General features: G+C 54.3%; 16 protein-coding genes and 3 tRNA genes. 7 read left to right on the top strand and 12 right to left on the bottom strand.

Going from position 1 to position 18,049, the window contains the following annotated elements; genetic code table 11:
- Positions 1 to 13: 13 nt before the first annotated feature.
- The 5 genes from ypdE to glk form a co-directional block, all read right to left on the bottom strand.
- Complete coding sequence (ypdE, locus tag OGY62_RS16080; protein WP_286460284.1) at positions 14 to 1,051, bottom strand: aminopeptidase; 1,038 nt, start codon at positions 1,049 to 1,051, stop codon at positions 14 to 16.
- Complete coding sequence (gene ypdF, locus OGY62_RS16075; protein WP_275147190.1) at positions 1,051 to 2,136, bottom strand: aminopeptidase; 1,086 nt, start codon at positions 2,134 to 2,136, stop codon at positions 1,051 to 1,053. The genes ypdE and ypdF overlap by 1 nt, the downstream gene beginning before the upstream one ends.
- A gap of 16 nt (positions 2,137 to 2,152) precedes the next feature.
- Positions 2,153 to 3,400, bottom strand: a complete 1,248-nt coding sequence (locus OGY62_RS16070) for a PTS fructose transporter subunit IIC (protein WP_286460283.1) — start codon at positions 3,398 to 3,400, stop codon at positions 2,153 to 2,155.
- 20 nt (positions 3,401 to 3,420) lie between these two features.
- Positions 3,421 to 3,747, bottom strand: coding sequence for a PTS fructose transporter subunit IIB (locus OGY62_RS16065; protein WP_047462211.1), 327 nt, complete (start codon positions 3,745 to 3,747; stop codon positions 3,421 to 3,423).
- A gap of 247 nt (positions 3,748 to 3,994) precedes the next feature.
- Positions 3,995 to 4,960, bottom strand: a complete 966-nt coding sequence (glk, locus tag OGY62_RS16060; protein WP_049011635.1) for a glucokinase — start codon at positions 4,958 to 4,960, stop codon at positions 3,995 to 3,997.
- Positions 4,961 to 5,164: 204 nt separating this feature from the next.
- Between glk and OGY62_RS16055 the strand changes: the two genes are divergently transcribed.
- Positions 5,165 to 6,400 (top strand): ion channel protein, encoded by a 1,236-nt coding sequence (locus OGY62_RS16055; RefSeq protein WP_286460282.1) that lies wholly within the window; start codon positions 5,165 to 5,167, stop codon positions 6,398 to 6,400.
- 13 nt (positions 6,401 to 6,413) lie between these two features.
- On the opposite strand, the gene OGY62_RS16050 is transcribed toward OGY62_RS16055, so the two are convergent.
- Positions 6,414 to 8,069, bottom strand: a complete 1,656-nt coding sequence (locus OGY62_RS16050) for an alpha-keto acid decarboxylase family protein (RefSeq protein ID WP_286460281.1) — start codon at positions 8,067 to 8,069, stop codon at positions 6,414 to 6,416.
- A 182-nt stretch (positions 8,070 to 8,251) separates the two neighbouring features.
- On the opposite strand from OGY62_RS16050, the gene mgrA reads away from it, so the two are divergent.
- Together mgrA and ypeC are read left to right on the top strand one after the other, a co-directional pair.
- A complete protein-coding gene (mgrA, locus tag OGY62_RS16045; RefSeq protein ID WP_286460280.1) occupies positions 8,252 to 9,250 on the top strand; it encodes an L-glyceraldehyde 3-phosphate reductase in 999 nt (332 codons plus the stop codon).
- Between the two features lie 124 nt (positions 9,251 to 9,374).
- Complete coding sequence (gene ypeC / locus OGY62_RS16040; protein WP_024130138.1) at positions 9,375 to 9,695, top strand: DUF2502 domain-containing protein YpeC; 321 nt, start codon at positions 9,375 to 9,377, stop codon at positions 9,693 to 9,695.
- A gap of 100 nt (positions 9,696 to 9,795) precedes the next feature.
- On the opposite strand, the gene OGY62_RS16035 is transcribed toward ypeC, so the two are convergent.
- Positions 9,796 to 11,034 carry an Nramp family divalent metal transporter gene (locus OGY62_RS16035; protein WP_214318697.1) on the bottom strand — a complete coding sequence of 413 codons (1,239 nt, stop codon included), beginning with the start codon at positions 11,032 to 11,034 and terminating at the stop codon, positions 9,796 to 9,798.
- Positions 11,015 to 11,104 carry a hypothetical protein gene (locus OGY62_RS23425; RefSeq protein WP_418222348.1) on the bottom strand — a complete coding sequence of 30 codons (90 nt, stop codon included), beginning with the start codon at positions 11,102 to 11,104 and terminating at the stop codon, positions 11,015 to 11,017. Before OGY62_RS23425 ends, OGY62_RS16035 begins: the two co-directional genes overlap by 20 nt.
- A gap of 275 nt (positions 11,105 to 11,379) precedes the next feature.
- Between OGY62_RS23425 and nupC the strand changes: the two genes are divergently transcribed.
- A complete protein-coding gene (gene nupC / locus OGY62_RS16030) occupies positions 11,380 to 12,567 on the top strand; it encodes a nucleoside permease NupC (protein ID WP_012131386.1) in 1,188 nt (395 codons plus the stop codon).
- Positions 12,568 to 12,647: 80 nt separating this feature from the next.
- Here the strand turns inward: nupC and OGY62_RS16025 are convergent, their stop codons facing one another.
- The 3 genes from OGY62_RS16025 to OGY62_RS16015 all read right to left on the bottom strand — a co-directional run bounded on the left by OGY62_RS16025 (position 12,648) and on the right by OGY62_RS16015 (position 15,247).
- Positions 12,648 to 14,846 carry a bifunctional diguanylate cyclase/phosphodiesterase gene (locus OGY62_RS16025; RefSeq protein ID WP_286460279.1) on the bottom strand — a complete coding sequence of 733 codons (2,199 nt, stop codon included), beginning with the start codon at positions 14,844 to 14,846 and terminating at the stop codon, positions 12,648 to 12,650.
- A gap of 210 nt (positions 14,847 to 15,056) precedes the next feature.
- Positions 15,057 to 15,132 (bottom strand) — tRNA-Ala (locus OGY62_RS16020).
- A 39-nt stretch (positions 15,133 to 15,171) separates the two neighbouring features.
- A tRNA-Ala gene (locus OGY62_RS16015) sits at positions 15,172 to 15,247 on the bottom strand.
- Positions 15,248 to 15,468: 221 nt separating this feature from the next.
- Here OGY62_RS16015 and OGY62_RS16010 point away from each other — a divergent pair.
- The gene (locus tag OGY62_RS16010) at positions 15,469 to 15,831 is read left to right on the top strand and encodes a YfeC-like transcriptional regulator (protein ID WP_012131384.1); all 363 of its coding nucleotides are present in this window, start codon (positions 15,469 to 15,471) and stop codon (positions 15,829 to 15,831) included.
- Between the two features lies 1 nt (position 15,832).
- Positions 15,833 to 16,222 carry a MerR family transcriptional regulator gene (locus OGY62_RS16005; RefSeq protein WP_012131383.1) on the top strand — a complete coding sequence of 130 codons (390 nt, stop codon included), beginning with the start codon at positions 15,833 to 15,835 and terminating at the stop codon, positions 16,220 to 16,222.
- 76 nt (positions 16,223 to 16,298) lie between these two features.
- Here the strand turns inward: OGY62_RS16005 and gltX are convergent, their stop codons facing one another.
- Complete coding sequence (gltX, locus tag OGY62_RS16000) at positions 16,299 to 17,714, bottom strand: glutamate--tRNA ligase (RefSeq protein WP_047462188.1); 1,416 nt, start codon at positions 17,712 to 17,714, stop codon at positions 16,299 to 16,301.
- A 259-nt stretch (positions 17,715 to 17,973) separates the two neighbouring features.
- On the opposite strand from gltX, the gene OGY62_RS15995 reads away from it, so the two are divergent.
- A tRNA-Val gene (locus tag OGY62_RS15995) sits at positions 17,974 to 18,049 on the top strand.

The following is an 18,049-nucleotide window of genomic DNA, read 5'->3' as shown; positions in this document are numbered from 1 at the left end:
TAACGCAAGACGCTCATCTGAAATCCGTAAGATGAACGACGGTCTCACGCGTAAGACGGGTAATAAGTGCCGATAAAAGTTGCTGCGTATGGATAATGTCGCGGCAATCCGCAATGGACGCGGCGCAATGCCCGTGACGCGTGGCGGGCCCAATAACCACCGTCGGGGTTCCCGTCTCGCTCAAATGCACCGCTCCGCCATCCGTCCCTCCATTACTGAACATATCCAGTTGCAGCGGCAGACCGGAGTCGCTGGCGACGCTTTCAACCCAGGCGGTCAGTTTGGGCGGCGCGATGAGCGACTTATCGGCAAGCACCAGCATCGGCCCTTTACCGATCTGCCGATGATTCGCCGCGCCATAATCAAAGTTTTTCGCCCAGCAGGCGGTGTCCAGCACGATAGCGATATCGGGAGCAACCGCGCGAGCGGCCGTTTGCCCGCCGCGTAACCCAACCTCTTCGCTGGAACTGGCTACCAGCCAGACCTCGGCGGGCAGCGCTGCGTCATGCCATTCACGCAGCAGCATGATCAACAAGTAGCACCCCAGTCGGTCATCAAATGCTTTCCCCATTACCCGCTGGTGTGGCAGCACCTGAAACGCAGAGTCAAAAGTGACGCGATCGCCAGGTCGAACGCCCGCCTGGATCACCTCATCATATGAGCGTGCGCCAATATCGACCCGCAAGGCGCCAACCTCATTTCCATTACGCTCGCCATCCAGCAAACCGGGAATTTTACTGTCTTCCCGCGTGGTAATACGCACGGGCTGGAGCTGGCGGGCCGCCATACGCACGTTGCCGACCGGCAACACATCGATCGCCCCTTCCGACGAGATACTGCGCACAATAAACCCCACCTCATCCATGTGCGCGCAGATCATCACTTTCGGCCCATCGGACTCATTAAGACGGATCAGCACCGATCCCAGCCCGTCAAAACGCACCTCTTTGTGCAGACGATCCGCTTCCTCCAGTAAGATCTGGCGCACTTCCTGCTCTGAGGAGGCAATGGCATCCGCCTCGCTCAGGGCTTTTAACAGCGATAAATCCATTATGCTTCTCCCGTGAGCAATACTGTTTTCGGCATCGTGTAGAGCACTTCCGCGCCGTCTTCCGTGACCAGTACGACATCTTCAATACGCACGCCGCCCTGCCCCGGCAGGTAAATGCCCGGCTCTACGGTCAGCAACATGCCTGCGGCAAGTCGGGTGGTATCCGTTGGTGAAAAGCGCGGCGCTTCATGCACCTCAATGCCGATAGCGTGCCCGGTGTTGTGGCCAAAATAATCGCCATAGCCCGCCGCCTCAATCACCCGACGAGCCGCAGCATCCACCGCCTGGCAGCACACGCCCGGACGAATGGCGGCAATCGCCGCCTGCTGCGCATCAAGAACCGTCTGGTAAACGGCGAACAGCGGATGAGATGCGACGGGCGCATCCTGCCCGCTCACGAGGAATGTTCGCGTCATATCCGAACAATACCCCTGATATTGCGCCCCAAAATCCAGGGTAATAAATTCACCCGCCGCGACGATTTTTTCGCTGGCTTTACCGTGGGGTAACGCCCCACGCCAGCCGCTGGCGACGATGGTGTCAAAAGAGGCTTTTTCCGCCCCCTGCTGGCGCATAAACCACTCCAGCTCCGCGGCAATTTCTCGTTCGCGAAGGCCGGGGCGAATAAAACGGCGGATATGCTCTGCGCTGCAATCGGCAATCCGGCAGGCCTCGCGTATCAACGCTATTTCCTGTGCCGTTTTGATCTGTCGCAGCGCGTCCGGCGACGCGCTCACCAGCTTCGCCCGCAGCCTTTCCTGCCAGCGTTGCGCGCAATCCCAACTCACCTGCGCGCCTTCAAAACCAATGACCTGCAATTGCTCGTCGTCGATTATCTGGTTCACAATGGAAGTCAGCGTCTGCGACCCGGCCAACAGATGCAGTTGATCGCCATGCGCTCGCGCTTCAACGTCAGCGTAATAGCGGCCATCCACCAGCAGATGCGCGCTTTTATGCGTGATAAAAACAAACCCGGCGCTGCTGGAAATCCCCAAATGCGGTTGCTTGTTCTGCCGGGATGAAATCAATACCGCATCCAGGCGTTGTTCCACCAGCCACTGGCGAAGCGATGCACGTAACGTCATGATGTCATTCCTTTTTTCAGAGGCTTTCAATCAGCAGTTTGCCCCTGCGATACATCATGTGACGCAGGAAAACGACCATCAGCGCCGTGATCACCGCCCCTAACACGATCCCCGCCATATAGACGCCAAGATTGCTCACCAGCGGCCATGCCCAAATCGCAGACTCAGGGAACCACTGCACGGCGCCCAGCCAGACGGCGGTTGTCGAGCCGACAATCGCGCCCACCATATACGAAGGGATTGCCGTGATCGGGCTTTCCAGCGCGAAAGGAATCGCTCCCTCGCTGATCCCCATAAACGCCAGGAACATCGCGGTTTTGCCTTGCGGATACAGTTGCGCGTTAAACAGGCGTTTACCGGTTAAACGACGATCGAGAATCGTTGCCAGCCCCAGACCAATCGGCGGGATCACAATCGCGATAGAACGCGCGGTGACGGGTAAAACGTGATCGGTAGTGAAACTAAAAGCGACAAATCCTGCGGCCTTGTTAATCGGGCCGCCGAGGTCGATTGCCGTTGCCGCCGAGATCCCCATCGCATACATCAGCGTTCCTTTTTCACCCGCCGCCGTCAGTAGCGTGCGGATACCGCCGTTGATCCATCCGCCAAACGGCGTGATCACGTAGTACATCGCCAGCATCACAAAAATGGCGGACAAAATGGGCAGCAAAAAGGTGGTTTTGAAGGCCAGTAAGAAATCAGGCAACTGGATTTTTTGATTCATCCACTTCACCAGATAGCCCGCGACAATCGAGATAATCAGCGCCCCGATGAACGTTGACGGTACGGGCGCGGTCGTTACCCATTGCAGGATGGCCGGGTCAAAATTCAGTATCTGGGTTGGCTGGGTGGACATTAAGCCGCCGATGAATCCTGCGGGAAAGGCCAGCTTACCGCCGATAGAGTTAGCGACAAACGCCGCGAACATCGGAATCGCAAAGCCAAACAACACGCCGCCAAAGGATTGCGATAGCCAGGCGAATTTCAGTAATGAGAGGTTAAAACCGTCGAATTTTCCGCTATTCAGCGCATCCATAATGCCGGTATCTGCGGGAATTTTCAGCCAGCTATAGGCAATCAGCTGGCTGAAAGCGAGAATCACCCCACCCATGATTAACGTTGGCACCATGCGCGAAATACCCGACATGACGTGCTGCGGAAGTTCGCCCCAGAAGCTGTTACGGGAGGCCGGAGGGGTTTTTATTGCCGCTGCCGCACCGGATGCGCCAGGCACAACGGTTGCACTGCGTTTTTTAATGGCCATATGTGTATCCCTGTCGAAAATTATTGTTGCTCTGCCGCAATCATCTCTTCGATTTCTTTAATGATACCGGCGGCGTTTTTTATTGCGTCCTGGAGCGTAATTTCATACACATCGCGCGACTCAAACCGTTCATTGTCTTCGGGGGTAACGGCAACGGAATGGATGATTAGCGTCGCCTCAGCGATATCCTGCGCCGTCAGGCGATTCTGGATGCCGTCCGCCCCCTGGGTTTCAATTTTCACCTCGTATCCCGCTTCAACCGCCGCCTCTTCCAGCGCCTGAGCCGCCATAAATGTGTGGGCCAGCCCCATCGGGCATGCGCAAACAGCAATGAGTTTTTTCGCCATAACAGACTCCTCCAGATAGTTAACGAGAGAAATTATGGCGGTGAGAGCCTGCGCATTGTTATCAGACAAATAATGCTTTTACTGGACAAATAATCCCGTTAAACAGAAATGTGACGGGCGTCGGAAAGGTCGGCGACGGGCACAAAAAAACCGCGTCAATGACGCGGTTTAAGGCCGGATAATGCAGGCAACGACTGTCATGCCCTGCCTGATGGCGCTAACGCGTATCAGGCCTGCCGATCTTCAATTACAGAATTTGCCCTAACGTCTGGCGCAGATGCGCGCCGGAGCCGAGCAGACCGGGATTATCATGCACAATCAGATAAACCGGAATATCCTGAACGTAGGCTTTGAAACGGCCTTTGTCTTCAAACCCGCCACGAAAGCCAGAGGCTTTAAAGAACTCCAGGAAGCGCGGCACGATGCCGCCCGCAATGTAGACGCCGCCAAACGTGCCCAGCGTCAATGCCAGATTACCGCCAAAACGGCCCATAATGACGCAAAACAGCGACAGCGCACGACGAGAGTCAATGCAGGTATCCGCCAGCGCGCGTTCGGTAATATCTTTCGGTTGCAGATTTTCCGGCAGACGGCCATCAGATTTGACGATAGCGCGATACAGATTCACCAGCCCTGGCCCCGACAACACGCGCTCGGCGGAGACATGACCAATTTCCGCACGCAGTTCTTCGAGAATAATGCCTTCCTCTTCGCTGTTCGGCGCGAAGTCAACGTGACCGCCTTCGCCCGGCAGACTGATCCAGCGTTTATCGACATGAACCAGGTGCGCCACCCCTAATCCGGTTCCGGCGCCGTAAACGGCAATCGGTTTGCCGGCAACCGGTTCCGCGCCGCCGAACTGGATCAGATGCTCTTTGCGCAGCATCGGGATCGCCATCGACACGGCGGTAAAATCGTTGATGATTTCCAGATGGCTAAAGCCAAGATTCTTTTTCATCTCCGCAATAGAAAATGCCCAGGTGTGGTTGGTCATCGCCACCCAGTCACCGGTGATCGGGCAGGCGATAGCGATACAGCCGTCTTCCACCCTGGCGCTATGCTCGTCCAGATACACGCGCACCACGGCTTCGAGGCTCGGATAGTCCAGCCCGGAATAGGTTTTCGCCTGCGAAATCTCCCCGCTGGTCATATCGCACAGAGCAAGACGCGCGTTGGTGCCGCCTACATCACCTACTAAAGCATATTTTGTCATTCTTCTACTGCTCCGCTAAAGTCAGAATAAATCTTTGCCACACTGTAAATTCATGGGGGCATAACAACAACGGTCGAGAGACGAGCTCCCCAAAAATATCGATCTGCATCACATAATTACTTTATCGTTTCAGCACCATTTGCAGCGATGCCGTCGGGCAGGCTGTGCAAACTAAGCATATGACTCAGTATTAAGGAATAGATCATGCTCCATCCGCGAGCCAGAACGATGCTGTTATTATCGCTTCCCGCACTCATTATTGGCATTGCCTCCAGTCTGGTATTGATCGCCGTGATGAAAGTCGCCTCCGTTTTACAGCGCCTGCTGTGGGAGCAAATCCCCATCGGCTTAGGCATTGCCCATAATTCCCCCGTCTGGATTATCGGCATGCTCACGTTTACCGGGATCATGGTCGGGCTTGTCATCCGCTACAGCCCTGGGCATGCGGGCCCGGACCCGGCGACCGAACCGCTGATCGGCGCGCCGATGAACCCTGTCGCGCTTCCGGGCCTGCTGATCGCGCTTATTCTCGGCCTGGCTGGCGGAGTAAGCCTGGGGCCGGAGCATCCCATTATGGCGGTGAATATCGCGCTGGCCGTCGCTATCGGCGCGCGCCTTTTCCCACGCATAGGGGCGCTGGACTGGACGATCCTGGCTTCCGCAGGCACTATCGGCGCGCTGTTCGGCACCCCTGTCGCCGCCGCGCTGATTTTCTCACAAACCCTGAACAGCTCTGACGATACGCCCTTGTGGGATCGTCTGTTCGCTCCGCTGATGGCGGCAGCCGCGGGATCGTTAACCACCAGCCTGTTCTTCCATCCGCACTTCTCCTTGCCGATTGCGCACTACACGCAAATGCGGCTGAGCGATATTTTCAGCGGCGCAGTGGTGGCAGCCATTGCGATTGCGGCGGGTATGGTGGCGGTATGGTGTTTACCACGTCTGCATACGTTGGTGCATCGTCTGAAAAATCCGGTACTTATTCTCGGTATCGGTGGTTTTATGCTGGGGATTCTGGGCGTATTGGGCGGGCCGCTGACCCTCTTTAAAGGACTGGACGAGATGCAGCAGCTGGCGTTCAGCCAGACGCTGGGCGCCACGGACTACTTTATGCTGGCGATCGTTAAACTGGGCGCGCTGGTTATCGCCGCCGCCTGCGGTTTCCGGGGCGGGCGTATCTTCCCGGCGGTCTTTGTGGGCGTGGCGCTGGGTCTGATGCTGCACGCGCATGTTGAAGCGGTTCCGGCGGCAATTACCGTCTCATGCGCGATTCTGGGGCTGATGCTGGTCGTAACCCGTGACGGCTGGCTGAGCCTGTTTATGGCCGCAGTCGTCGTACCGGACACCACCCTGCTTCCGCTGTTGTGCATCGTTATGCTTCCCGCCTGGCTCCTGCTGGCAGGCAAGCCAATGATGGCCGTCAACCGCCACGACAGATAACCGGCCACCGCGTTTACTCCCCGTTGCGCGATTCCAGCGCGCGGGTGACGGTACGCAGCAATTCCGGCAAATCGGCTTTCGGCAGCACGACCTCAATCAGCGAAAGCCGCTGCGGGGATTTCAGGCGCGCCAGCACTTCCTCCAGCTGGATAGCCTGCGTTACCCGCCAGCACTCCGCCTGACAGTTCGCACTGAGCGCCTGCGGAACCTGCGTCCAGTTCCATCCGGCGATATCGTTATAACGCTGGTTCACCCCATGAATGGCGCGCTCCACGGTATAGCCATCGTTATTGAGCAGCAGAATGACCGGCGACTGTCCATCCCGCATCATCGACCCCAGTTCCTGAATCGTCAGCTGCGCCGCGCCGTCTCCGGTAATCAGAATCACTCGCCGTTCCGGGCAGGCGGTTTGCGCGCCAAAGGCGGCGGGCAAAGCATAGCCGATCGATCCCCAAAGCGGTTGCACCAGCACATCCGCGCCAGCAGGCAGTGAAAGATCCGCCGCACCAAACGCGGCGGTTCCCTGATCGGCAAGGATAATATCGCCCGGCAGCAGGTACGCCTGTACCGTATGCCAGAAGTTTTCTTGCGTCAGCGTCCCCTTCTCAATATGGCCGCCGGGCGCATGCGCCGGGGTCGGAGGAGGCGAAAATGAAAGTTCCAGACATAACTCGCGCAACGTAGTGACCGCCTGCTCCATCGACAGACCGCTGAACCAGCTATTCCCGACGCGCGAAGCATGCGGCTGGATTTCAATCGTGCGTTCCTGCGGCAGTTGCTGTGTGAAGCCCGCCGTCAGCGTATCGACAAACCGGGTGCCAACGCAGATAACGGTATCCGCCTCTTCAATCGCCTGACGCACCGATTCACTGCTGGCTCCGGCGCTGTATGTACCGACAAAATTCGGGTGCTGCTCATCAAACAGCCCTTTGCCCATGAGCAGCGTCGCGTGCGCTATTGGCGTTTCCGCCATCCAGCGTTGTAAAACTGGCTGCAAGCCAAAACGCAAGGCGAGAAAGTCTGCCAGCAGCGCCACGCGCGGGCTGTTCATCAGCCGCTGGCGCGCGCGATAGCGAAACGCCGCCACCGTGTCATTTTCCCCTTCGGCACGGTCAGGTGTGAGAACGTTTACAGGAGGGACAGCAGGTCGTTTTGCCACATCCGCCGGTAACATCAGATAGCCGGGTCTGCGCATCGTCAGCATTTCGCGTAATACGCGGTCGATTTCATAACAGGCGTTCTGTTCATTCAACACGGCGCTGGCGGCCGTTACAGCCTGGCTTATACGGTAAAAATGCTGAAAGTCGCCATCGCCGAGGGTGTGATGCATCAGTTCGCCCCGTCGCTGTGCGCCGCTGCATGGCGCGCCGACAATATGCAGCACGGGAACGTACTCTGCGTAGCTTCCCGCCAGGCCATTAAGCGCGCTTAACTCCCCTACGCCGAAAGTGGTCAACAACGCCCCTGCCCCGGCTAATCGGGCGTAGCCATCAGCCGCATAGGCGGCATTCAGCTCATTCGCGCACCCTACCCAGCATACGTCACGATGCGCAATCACATGGTCAAGAAACTGCAAATTATAATCGCCCGGCACACCAAAAAGATGCCCGATACCGCAGCCTGCCAGTCTGTCCAGCAGGTAATCCGCAACGGAATATGGGGTTTGCATGACAGCTATCCTTCTGACGGTAACCTCATGTTGAGTATTAAAGAACTGTGATAGCTGTCCAGAAAAGCCGCTGCAAAAGGGGTGGAAAGCAGGATTTACAGTTTTTCACGGTGTAATCTCATTGAATAACAATCCGTGTAAACGTATACACTGAAAACTCACGTCATTCAGAGGGCAACAACATGGTTTATCGGGCCGATGAAAATCGCTACCAGACAATGGAGTATCGCCGCTGCGGTCAGAGCGGTTTAAAGCTCCCCGCCATTTCACTTGGGCTATGGCACAATTTCGGTGATACCACTCAGGTAGAGAACAGCCGGGCGCTACTACAGCGTGCTTTTGATCTGGGAATTACCCATTTTGATCTCGCGAATAATTACGGCCCGCCGCCAGGCTCAGCAGAGTGCCATTTTGGCCGTATCCTACAGGAAGATTTTTTACCGTGGCGCGATGAACTGATCATTTCCACTAAAGCGGGTTATACCATGTGGGATGGCCCTTACGGTGACTGGGGTTCGCGCAAGTATTTAATAGCCAGCCTCGATCAAAGCCTGAAACGTCTGGGGCTGGAGTATGTCGATATCTTCTATCACCACCGCCCTGACCCGGAAACGCCGCTCAAAGAGACGATGAAAGCGCTGGATCATATTGTTCGTCAGGGAAAAGCGCTGTACGTCGGGATTTCTAACTATCCAGCGGATCTGGCCAGACAGGCCATTGAGATCCTGGACGACCTGGGCACGCCGTGCCTGATTCACCAGCCCAAATACTCGATGTTTGAGCGCTGGGTCGAAGACGGCTTGCTGGCATTATTGCAGGAGAAAGGCGTTGGCAGTATCGCCTTTTCACCGCTGGCGGGCGGGCAATTAACCGATCGTTATCTCAACGGCATTCCGGCTGATTCCCGGGCCGCCAGCGGAAGCCGCTTCCTTAACCCGGATCAGATTACCCCGGAGAAACTGGAAAAAGTGCGCCAGTTAAATGCGCTGGCCGGACGTCGGGGGCAAAAACTGTCCCAGATGGCGCTGGCCTGGGTGCTGCGCGACGACAAGGTAACGTCAGTGCTGATTGGCGCCAGCAAGACCGCGCAAATTGAAGATGCCGTGGGAATGCTGGCGAATCGTCATTTTTCTCCCGCCGAATGCGCAGAAATCAACGCAATCCTGAACGGCAGCCAATAATCACTTTTTAGCAAAAAGTGCTCTCACTCATGATTTAAGAGTTAAGGCGATGAAACGGGGCTTTACCGCCCCGTAATATTGCGTTAACAGGCCGATTACGGCTCGATCGTGAAGGAGAAAAAGAATGTTCAGGTCACTGATTCTGGCGGCAGCCTTATTGGCTTTTACACCGCTTGCCGCGAACGCTGGCGAAATCACCCTGTTGCCATCGATAAAATTACAAATTGGCGATCGCGATAATTACGGTAACTACTGGGACGGCAGATACTGGCGCGACCGGGATTACTGGCACCACCATTATGAATGGCGTAAAAATCGCTGGTGGCGACACGATAATGGCTATCATCGCGGCTGGGATAAGCGCAAAGCCTATGAACGCGGCTACCGCGAAGGCTGGCGCGATCGCGACCACCACCCTGGCCGGGGTCACGGACACCGTCATTAAAAATAGCCCCGTTCAAACGGGGCTATTTTCGAATTGTGTTTTTATCAGCAATACCGATTCAACCATTTATCTTAACTTCCCTGGCTACACGGCCTTCAAATCACAACCCCAGCGCGGTTCCTACCAGCAACCAGATATTCAGCGCCACCACCAGCACCACAATCATCCAGCCGATGTACTTGACCCATTGGGTATTCACCAGATCGCCCATCAATGTGCGATCGCTGGTAAAAATCAATAACGGCACCAGCGCCAGCGCAATGCCGAAACTCAGCAGGACCTGGCTCATCACCAGGATTCGGGTTGGATCGAGCCCCATAAGAATAACGATAAACGACGGCATCATCGTGATGGTGCGGCGTACCCACAGCGGAATATGAAAGCGAACAAATCCCTGCATCACAACCTGCCCCGCCAGCGTACCGACCACGGTGGAAGAGAGCCCCGCCGCAACCAGGCTCAGGCCGAACACCGTCGCCGCAGCATGGCTAAGCAGCGGTTCCAGCGTCAGATACGCCTGATCAAGATCGGCAATACCGGTATGCCCGCTAAAATGGAACGCGGCGGCAGCGGTCGCCATCATCGCCAGGTTCACGAACCCTGCAATCGTCATCGCTATCGCCACATCCCATTTGGTGGCGGCATAGCGCTGCTGCCGGGAGCCGCCGTGCAGATGCTGCGTTAAAGAAGAGTGCAGATAGATAACGTGGGGCATGATGGTCGCGCCCAGCACCCCGGCGGCCAGAAATACCGCCTCAGAGTTCGGCAGGCTGGGGATGATCATCCCTTTGCTCAGCTGCGCCAGGCTTGGCTGCGAAAAAATCAGTTCCACAATATAGGCTGCGGCCACAAACAGCAGTAATCCGCCAATCACTTTTTCCAGCGGTTTTTGCCCACGACGCTGCAACATCAGAATCAGGAATGTGGCGATACCTGTCAGCACCGCCCCCTGCAACAGGGAGATGCCGAGAATGAGTTTAAAGCCGATCGCCGCCCCGATAAATTCCGCTAAGTCGGTGGCCATCGCGATGATTTCCGCCTGAACCCAATAGAACCAGACGACAGGGCGCGGGTAATGATCGCGAATTTGCTCCGCCAGGTTTTTGCTTGTCGCAATCCCCAGTTTGGCCGACAGAACCTGAATGAGCATCGCCATCAGGTTCGCCCAGACAACCACCCACAGCAATTTATAGCCAAAGCTGGCCCCGGCCTGGATATTAGTCGCAAAGTTACCGGGATCGATGTATCCGATCGCGGCGATGAACGCCGGGCCCATCAATGCGAGCCTTAACTTGCGCGCCGCTCGTCCATTACTGCTTTCAACGCGATCGTTTGTCATCTTTTGCCTCAGAAACATAGCCTTTGCTATGTTTTATGCTATGTTTATTGAGAATGATTATCAAGTGCATTTTAATGGGTAACGTTGATATCTCTGATAGCGCCAGGCTATGGGCCAACAAGGGAGGGTCGAAAAACAAAACCAGGTTGTTTGTTAATTGTATGAGATTAGCACAATGACATAACTTTTCACTTCCATACTAAACATAACAGAAACGTATTCCAGATCACTAATTTTGAATCTCATCACAGCTCCTTATTATAGTGTGTGTTTGATCTCGTTTTCTTTATTGTTGTTGCATAGAATGTGCACGGAAATTAAACCTGCCTCATATTTGGAGCAAATATGGACCGCGTCCTTCATTTTGTCCTGGCCCTCGCTGTTGTTGCGGTACTCGCACTGCTGGTAAGCCATGACCGTAAAAAAATTCGCATTCGTTACGTCATTCAGCTGCTTGTTATCGAAGTTTTACTGGCCTGGTTCTTCCTGAACTCAAACGTTGGCCTGGGCTTCGTGAAAGGTTTCTCCGAGATGTTTGAAAAACTGCTCGGTTTTGCCAACGAAGGGACCAACTTCGTTTTCGGCAGCATGAACGATCAGGGCCTGGCCTTCTTCTTCCTGAAAGTCCTTTGCCCCATCGTCTTTATTTCCGCGCTGATCGGTATTCTTCAGCACATCCGCGTTCTGCCGGTTGTGATTCGCGCGATTGGTTTCCTCTTATCCAAAGTCAACGGGATGGGTAAACTGGAATCATTTAACGCCGTCAGCTCCCTGATTCTGGGCCAGTCTGAGAACTTTATCGCGTATAAAGACATCCTCGGTAAAATGTCCCGCAATCGTATGTACACGATGGCGGCAACGGCAATGTCTACCGTATCCATGTCTATCGTGGGCGCGTACATGACCATGCTGGAGCCGAAATATGTCGTTGCGGCGCTGGTTCTGAACATGTTCAGCACCTTTATCGTTCTGTCAGTGATCAACCCGTATCGCGTCGAAGCCAGCGAAGAAAATATTCAGATGTCTAACCTGCACGAAGGTCAGAGCTTCTTCGAAATGCTGGGCGAATACATTCTGGCGGGCTTTAAGGTCGCGATTATCGTTGCGGCGATGCTGATTGGCTTTATCGCCCTGATCGCGGCGCTGAACGCCCTGTTCGCGGCCGTTCTGGGCATCTCCTTCCAGGGCATTCTGGGTTACATCTTCTACCCGGTGGCCTGGGTCATGGGGGTTCCGGCGAATGAAGCGCTTCAGGTAGGCAGTATCATGGCGACCAAACTGGTATCTAACGAATTCGTCGCCATGATGGATCTACAGAAAATCGCCTCTACGCTCTCTCCGCGCGCGGAAGGCATCATCTCTGTATTCCTGGTCTCCTTCGCTAACTTCTCTTCCATCGGGATTATCGCAGGCGCGATTAAAGGTCTGAACGAAGAGCAAGGCAACGTGGTTTCACGTTTTGGTCTGAAACTGGTGTACGGCTCAACGCTGGTGAGCGTACTGTCTGCGTCTATCGCAGCGCTGGTGCTGTAATTACGGTATCGCCAGGCGGCGGCGCAAACGCCTTCATCTGGCCTTACGACGCGCAACCGGGGACATGTTCCCCGGTTTTTTTATAGCTGTGGCGCTTCCAGCGGGCACGGTCGCCCAATCAGATAACCTTGCAGATAGTTCACGCCCAGGCTTAAGAGTAATTCCCGCTGCTCCGGCGTCTCGACAAATTCGGCAACCACGCATAAGGATTTCGCTTTCGCGAGATCGGTAATTGATTTCACGATCATCGCATCCAGAGAGTCCGTCATAATATCTTTTATGAAGCAACCATCAATCTTGATGATGTCTGCCCGCAGGCGTTTAAGACGTTCATAGTTCGCGTATCCCGTACCAAAATCATCAATGGCTATCCTGAAACCGAAATTCCGCAGTTGCGCAATATTCTGCGTGCTGATTTCAGAATTGGAAAACGCCTGCTCTTCGGTGATTTCGATGATCACGCTTTCTGGCGTAATACCATAACGCCTGAACAGGCCGATAATGCGTGATGCGCTCTCTTTATTCAGTAACGTCAACGGCATTAAATTGACCGAGAAACGGGCGCCCGGCGCTGTCGTCGGGTGGGTAGCTATCCATCGCAGCAGGGCCTCCACAACCTGTAAATCAAAGCGGGCGCTGAGGTTAAATTGGGCAATCAGTGGAATAAACTGATCCGGCGTCATGATGCCGTCATCACTTTTCAGTCGCGCCAGAACCTCCGCATACCCCTTCCCCTGCGCGTTGAGAATCGGTTGCGCGTACAAAACCAGATCGCCGTTCTCCAGCGCTTTGCGAACCTTTTGCAGCAGTAATACCCGTTCCGTCGTCTGATCGGAGACCACCTCAAGACTTTGGGTCAGCGCCATAACCCGGTGGTTCGCGCAGGATTGCTCCGACAGCCAGCTAAGTTGCCCCAGCAGGGGTTGTAGCGTCTCCTGTCTGCCGTCGTAAGCGCCCCACGCGGCGCCGTATTCCATGTCCAGCCCGGTATTGTTCCAGTAAATTTTGCGGCTATTGAGGAGATTAACCATATGTTGCAGGCGGGCTTCCGTCTCAGGGCCGCGAAGCACTAACAACAATTCGCTGCCTGGCACCTGAAATGCGCTCTCGTTTTCTTGCAGGAACGGTTGCAGCATTCGACACACCGAGCGTTTGCAATGAACGCGCATCAGCATGCCGTAATGTCGACTCAAAAATTCCAGGTTTTCCATCCGCAGGCAGCAAACCGTTTGTCCTGTTCCCTGCAACAAAAATTGCTCCAGCGCGCGAATGTTAGGAAGACGCGTCAACGGGTCGGTTAATGCCTGATCATGCCACTGTCGGTTCAACCATTCGCTGCGTTGATAAATACACACCATATACAGCAAACAAATGCTAAAGGAGATGAGAACAGAGAGGATAAAGGCCAGTGAATATTCGGAGCCGACGCCCTGCAAGAAATTCCGGTTATACACCAGCAGGCACAGCGCAGAGATGGCCCAGCTGAGGTTCAGCAGCGGATAACTCAGCTTGCCCACGCCGAGCGTAAACACAATAAAAAAGACGGGCACCAGATAACCGGCAATATAGTCGGCATCAAAAGGCGCGCACATCAGAACGATCAGCGCCACAACGACGGAGATCCAGGTCAGGGTAAACAGACGCTTCTCTTTGACCAGATACGGCGCAATGTCCCTGCGCCAGAAAATGCGGCAATAGCGCGGGTTGATTATCATCCGCAGAGGATAATAAAAGAGCATAGTGAAAATCAGGACCGCTGAAATCAGGCTCAGAATATCCACGATGGTATAAATAATGGTTGCTGTACCAAAGAATGTTGATATCGCAACAGGGTAGTCCAGACAATGCCCTGCGAGATACATGCTGGCTTTGATGCCCGCCGGCGCGACAAACCCGAGCCAGAAGATACGCAACCAGATATTCCTGTCAGGCAATCCATGACGCCAGCGCGCCCCCACTTGCCAGCGGACAATCCCGCAAATGCCCAATACGGAAAAGGTCTGACAAAATAACAGCACCGCTGCCTGCATTAACGGGAGATGAAGGTTCCAGTGATTGGTCGCCATCATCGCTAAAATGATAGGGACAATACCGCGTCGGCCAAATAAGAACAGCACGGAAAACATGACGCATAGCGGCAGCCAGGCCAGGAAAATAGAGCTGTCATCGACAACGGCGAGCGGAGAAATAGAGCGGGAGAACTGTATGCCGACAATGGATAGCGTCAAAGAAACGATAAATATTCTTATATTTTTTAGTAAGTTATGCTTATCCTGCATAGATTCCCTGTTCTCATCAGTCACGCTATAAGGCACACAAATAATAAGTTTATTCGTGACGCGAAGCAAACCTGCACAGGCCTGATATCAGGCGCTCTTACACGTTCTTTCATTTGATACAAAGGTATTGACGCTTACTGAAACTGTATTACAAAAATGGCGGGAACGCAGATACAAAAAACCCCCGCTTTTCAGCGAGGGTTCAAATTTTGGTGGAGCTAAGCGGGATCGAACCGCTGACCTCTTGCATGCCATGCAAGCGCTCTCCCAGCTGAGCTATAGCCCCACGATGCTTTTACGTACCAGATTTGTTGGGATTCAAATTTGGTGGAGCTAAGCGGGATCGAACCGCTGACCTCTTGCATGCCATGCAAGCGCTCTCCCAGCTGAGCTATAGCCCCGTCACGTAAAGCTTGTCGAGTTGACGGGCGGCATCATATGAATTCCCTTCGCATGTGTCAACGGCAAAATGCCACCGGCAAATTCAATCGCTGAAAAAGCAGGCAAATGAAGAACATTGCGTAACAACTCGCATTTAGTAGTTAAACGCGTCACGGTTTCAACTAAAATGATGCTATAAAGTGAACCGCTAATTAACCATACGACTATTCAGGGAATCGTTATGTTCAAGGAACGGATGACGCCAGAAGAACTCGCTAATCTGACCGGTTACAGCCGACAAACCATCAATAAATGGGTACGCAAGGAAGGCTGGACGACGTCGCCCAAACCAGGCGTACAGGGAGGAAAAGCCCGGCTGGTACACGTTAATGAGCAGGTTCGCGAATATATCCGCAGCGCCGAGCGTTCTGCGGAGGGAGCATCGGAATCCTTTTCGTTAACCAGCGATACCTCTCTTGAATCGCTGCTGGTCACGCTGGCCAAAGAGATGACGCCATCTGAACAGAAGCACTTTACGTCTTTGCTTTTGCGTGAAGGGATTACCGGTTTGTTACAACGCTTAGGGATTCGCGATAGCAAATAATATGAAAAAATTACGCAGCAAAATGACGACCGAAGAGCTGGCGGAGTGCCTTGGCGTTGCCAGACAAACCGTTAATCGGTGGATCAGAGAACAAGGATGGGAAACTGAAAAGTTTCCGGGCGTAAAAGGCGGTCGGGCAAGGCTCATTCACATTGATGCTCGCGTACAGGAATTTATTCTTAACATCCCTGCCTTCCGCAACCATTCTGCGTTTTATCAGGCGGAGGAGCCGCTTGCCGAATACAGCCACGTTGTGCGCAGCCACGCCTATCGCCAGATTATTGATGCCGTAGAGAACATGTCGTCCAAAGAGCAGGAAAAGCTGGCGCAGTTTCTGTCGCGAGAAGGCATACGCGGTTTTCTCGCCCGTTTGGGCCTTGATGAATCGTAGACCCAATAAGCGCAGCGCCATCGGGCAACAGGCCGGATGGCGGCGCAACCCCCATCCGGCCTACGGTTAATACACCTTACTGCTGATTTTCACGTTCCGCGATAAAAGCCAGCGCTTTATTGATGCGCTCAATGCTGCGGGATTTACCAATCGCATGCACCGTGACGTCCAGCGCCGGAGACTGGCCTGCGCCAGTGACGGCAACGCGCAGCGGCATACCGACTTTACCCATCCCCACTTCCAGTTCATCGGCTGTCGCCTGAATTGCATGGTGTACGTTTTCTGCGCTCCACTCTGTGATGGCCGCCAGCTTATCACGCACCACTTCCAGCGGCTGACGCGCGACCGGGCGCAGGTGTTTTTTCGCCGCATCCGCGTCGAACTCAGCAAAGTCCTCATAGAAATAGCGGCAGCTTTGCGCCATCTCTTTCAGTGTTTTGCAGCGTTCGCCCAGCAGTTTCACCAGTTCAGCCAGCTGCGGGCCGTTACGGGTATCGATATTCTCCTGCTCAATGTGCCATTGCAGGTGCGTTGCCACATATTCCGGCGCCAGAGAATTGATGTAGTGATGGTTCAGCCACAGCAGTTTGTCAGTGTTGAACGCACTGGCGGATTTGCTCACGGCATTCAACGAGAACAGCTTGATCATCTCTTCACGGGTGAAGATCTCCTGATCGCCGCTGGACCAGCCCAGACGCACCAGGTAGTTCAGCAGCGCTTCCGGCAGGTAGCCGTCGTCACGATACTGCATCACGCTGACCGCGCCATGACGCTTGGACAGTTTTTTACCGTCGTCGCCGTTGATCATGGAAACGTGCGCGTACACCGGAACCGGCGCGTTCAGCGCTTTCAGGATGTTAATCTGGCGCGGCGTGTTGTTGATATGGTCTTCGCCACGAATCACATGGGTGATTTCCATATCCCAGTCATCCACAACCACGCAGAAGTTATAGGTCGGGGAACCGTCGGTACGACGAATGATCAGATCGTCCAGCTCCTGGTTGCTGAATTCGATCGGCCCACGGATCTGGTCGTCAAAAATAACGGAGCCGTCCTGCGGGTTGGCAAAACGCACAACGCAAGGCTCATCGTCAGAATGATGTTCGTGACCATGACGGCAGCGGCCGTCGTAACGCGGCTTCTCGCCTTTCGCCATTTGTTCTTCGCGCAGTGCTTCCAGACGCTCTTTGGAGCAGTAGCATTTATATGCCGTACCCGCTTCCAGCATCTCATCAATCACCGCGTTGTAACGATCAAAACGTTTGGTCTGGAAATACGGGCCTTCATCCCATTCCAGGCTCAGCCAGTTCATACCATCCATAATGGCTTCAATAGCTTCCGGCGTGGAGCGTTCGAGATCGGTGTCTTCAATACGCAGCACAAACTCACCGCCGTGGTTACGTGCAAAAAGCCAGGAGTAAAGAGCAGTACGCGCGCCGCCGACGTGCAGATAGCCTGTCGGGCTTGGCGCGAAGCGAGTTTTGATTTTCATGAAATGGCCTTACGTTTATTAAAGATGCCGACAACCGGCAAATCCGGGAAAGATTATCAGGCTGGTATTCTATCACTGTGGTCTGATTCCTCAATGTTGTTCGGGTTGGAACATCACGCTTTGCGATTTTCGTATACAAATCATGCTGAACGGAGTAATTCGCGATCGTTTTGTTTAAATTTACGACGAACGGACAATTTCTTTAGAAAATGCGTTGACTCATTTTCAACTCTCCCTATAATGCGACTCCACACAGCGGGGGTGATTAGCTCAGCTGGGAGAGCACCTCCCTTACAAGGAGGGGGTCGGCGGTTCGATCCCGTCATCACCCACCA

Origin of the sequence: Citrobacter sp. CK198, assembly GCF_030333295.1 — a bacterium.
Taxonomy (GTDB): Bacteria; Pseudomonadota; Gammaproteobacteria; order Enterobacterales; family Enterobacteriaceae; genus Citrobacter_B; species Citrobacter_B koseri.
Note: the sequence above shows the minus strand (reverse complement) of the source record. Positions and strands in the feature narration are given on the sequence as shown.

What these genes read in the sequence shown, in the direction of transcription:
- ypdE (WP_286460284.1), bottom strand. Translation starts at nt 1,051, where the DNA reads ATGGATTTATCGCTGTTAAAAGCCCTGAGCGAGGCGGATGCCATTGCC.
- ypdF (WP_275147190.1), bottom strand. Translation starts at nt 2,136, where the DNA reads ATGACGTTACGTGCATCGCTTCGCCAGTGGCTGGTGGAACAACGCCTG.
- OGY62_RS16070 (WP_286460283.1), bottom strand. Translation starts at nt 3,400, where the DNA reads ATGGCCATTAAAAAACGCAGTGCAACCGTTGTGCCTGGCGCATCCGGT.
- OGY62_RS16065 (WP_047462211.1), bottom strand. Translation starts at nt 3,747, where the DNA reads ATGGCGAAAAAACTCATTGCTGTTTGCGCATGCCCGATGGGGCTGGCC.
- glk (WP_049011635.1), bottom strand. Translation starts at nt 4,960, where the DNA reads ATGACAAAATATGCTTTAGTAGGTGATGTAGGCGGCACCAACGCGCGT.
- OGY62_RS16055 (WP_286460282.1), top strand. Translation starts at nt 5,165, where the DNA reads ATGCTCCATCCGCGAGCCAGAACGATGCTGTTATTATCGCTTCCCGCA.
- OGY62_RS16050 (WP_286460281.1), bottom strand. Translation starts at nt 8,069, where the DNA reads ATGCAAACCCCATATTCCGTTGCGGATTACCTGCTGGACAGACTGGCA.
- mgrA (WP_286460280.1), top strand. Translation starts at nt 8,252, where the DNA reads ATGGTTTATCGGGCCGATGAAAATCGCTACCAGACAATGGAGTATCGC.
- ypeC (WP_024130138.1), top strand. Translation starts at nt 9,375, where the DNA reads ATGTTCAGGTCACTGATTCTGGCGGCAGCCTTATTGGCTTTTACACCG.
- OGY62_RS16035 (WP_214318697.1), bottom strand. Translation starts at nt 11,034, where the DNA reads ATGACAAACGATCGCGTTGAAAGCAGTAATGGACGAGCGGCGCGCAAG.
- OGY62_RS23425 (WP_418222348.1), bottom strand. Translation starts at nt 11,104, where the DNA reads ATGCACTTGATAATCATTCTCAATAAACATAGCATAAAACATAGCAAA.
- nupC (WP_012131386.1), top strand. Translation starts at nt 11,380, where the DNA reads ATGGACCGCGTCCTTCATTTTGTCCTGGCCCTCGCTGTTGTTGCGGTA.
- OGY62_RS16025 (WP_286460279.1), bottom strand. Translation starts at nt 14,846, where the DNA reads ATGCAGGATAAGCATAACTTACTAAAAAATATAAGAATATTTATCGTT.
- OGY62_RS16010 (WP_012131384.1), top strand. Translation starts at nt 15,469, where the DNA reads ATGTTCAAGGAACGGATGACGCCAGAAGAACTCGCTAATCTGACCGGT.
- OGY62_RS16005 (WP_012131383.1), top strand. Translation starts at nt 15,833, where the DNA reads ATGAAAAAATTACGCAGCAAAATGACGACCGAAGAGCTGGCGGAGTGC.
- gltX (WP_047462188.1), bottom strand. Translation starts at nt 17,714, where the DNA reads ATGAAAATCAAAACTCGCTTCGCGCCAAGCCCGACAGGCTATCTGCAC.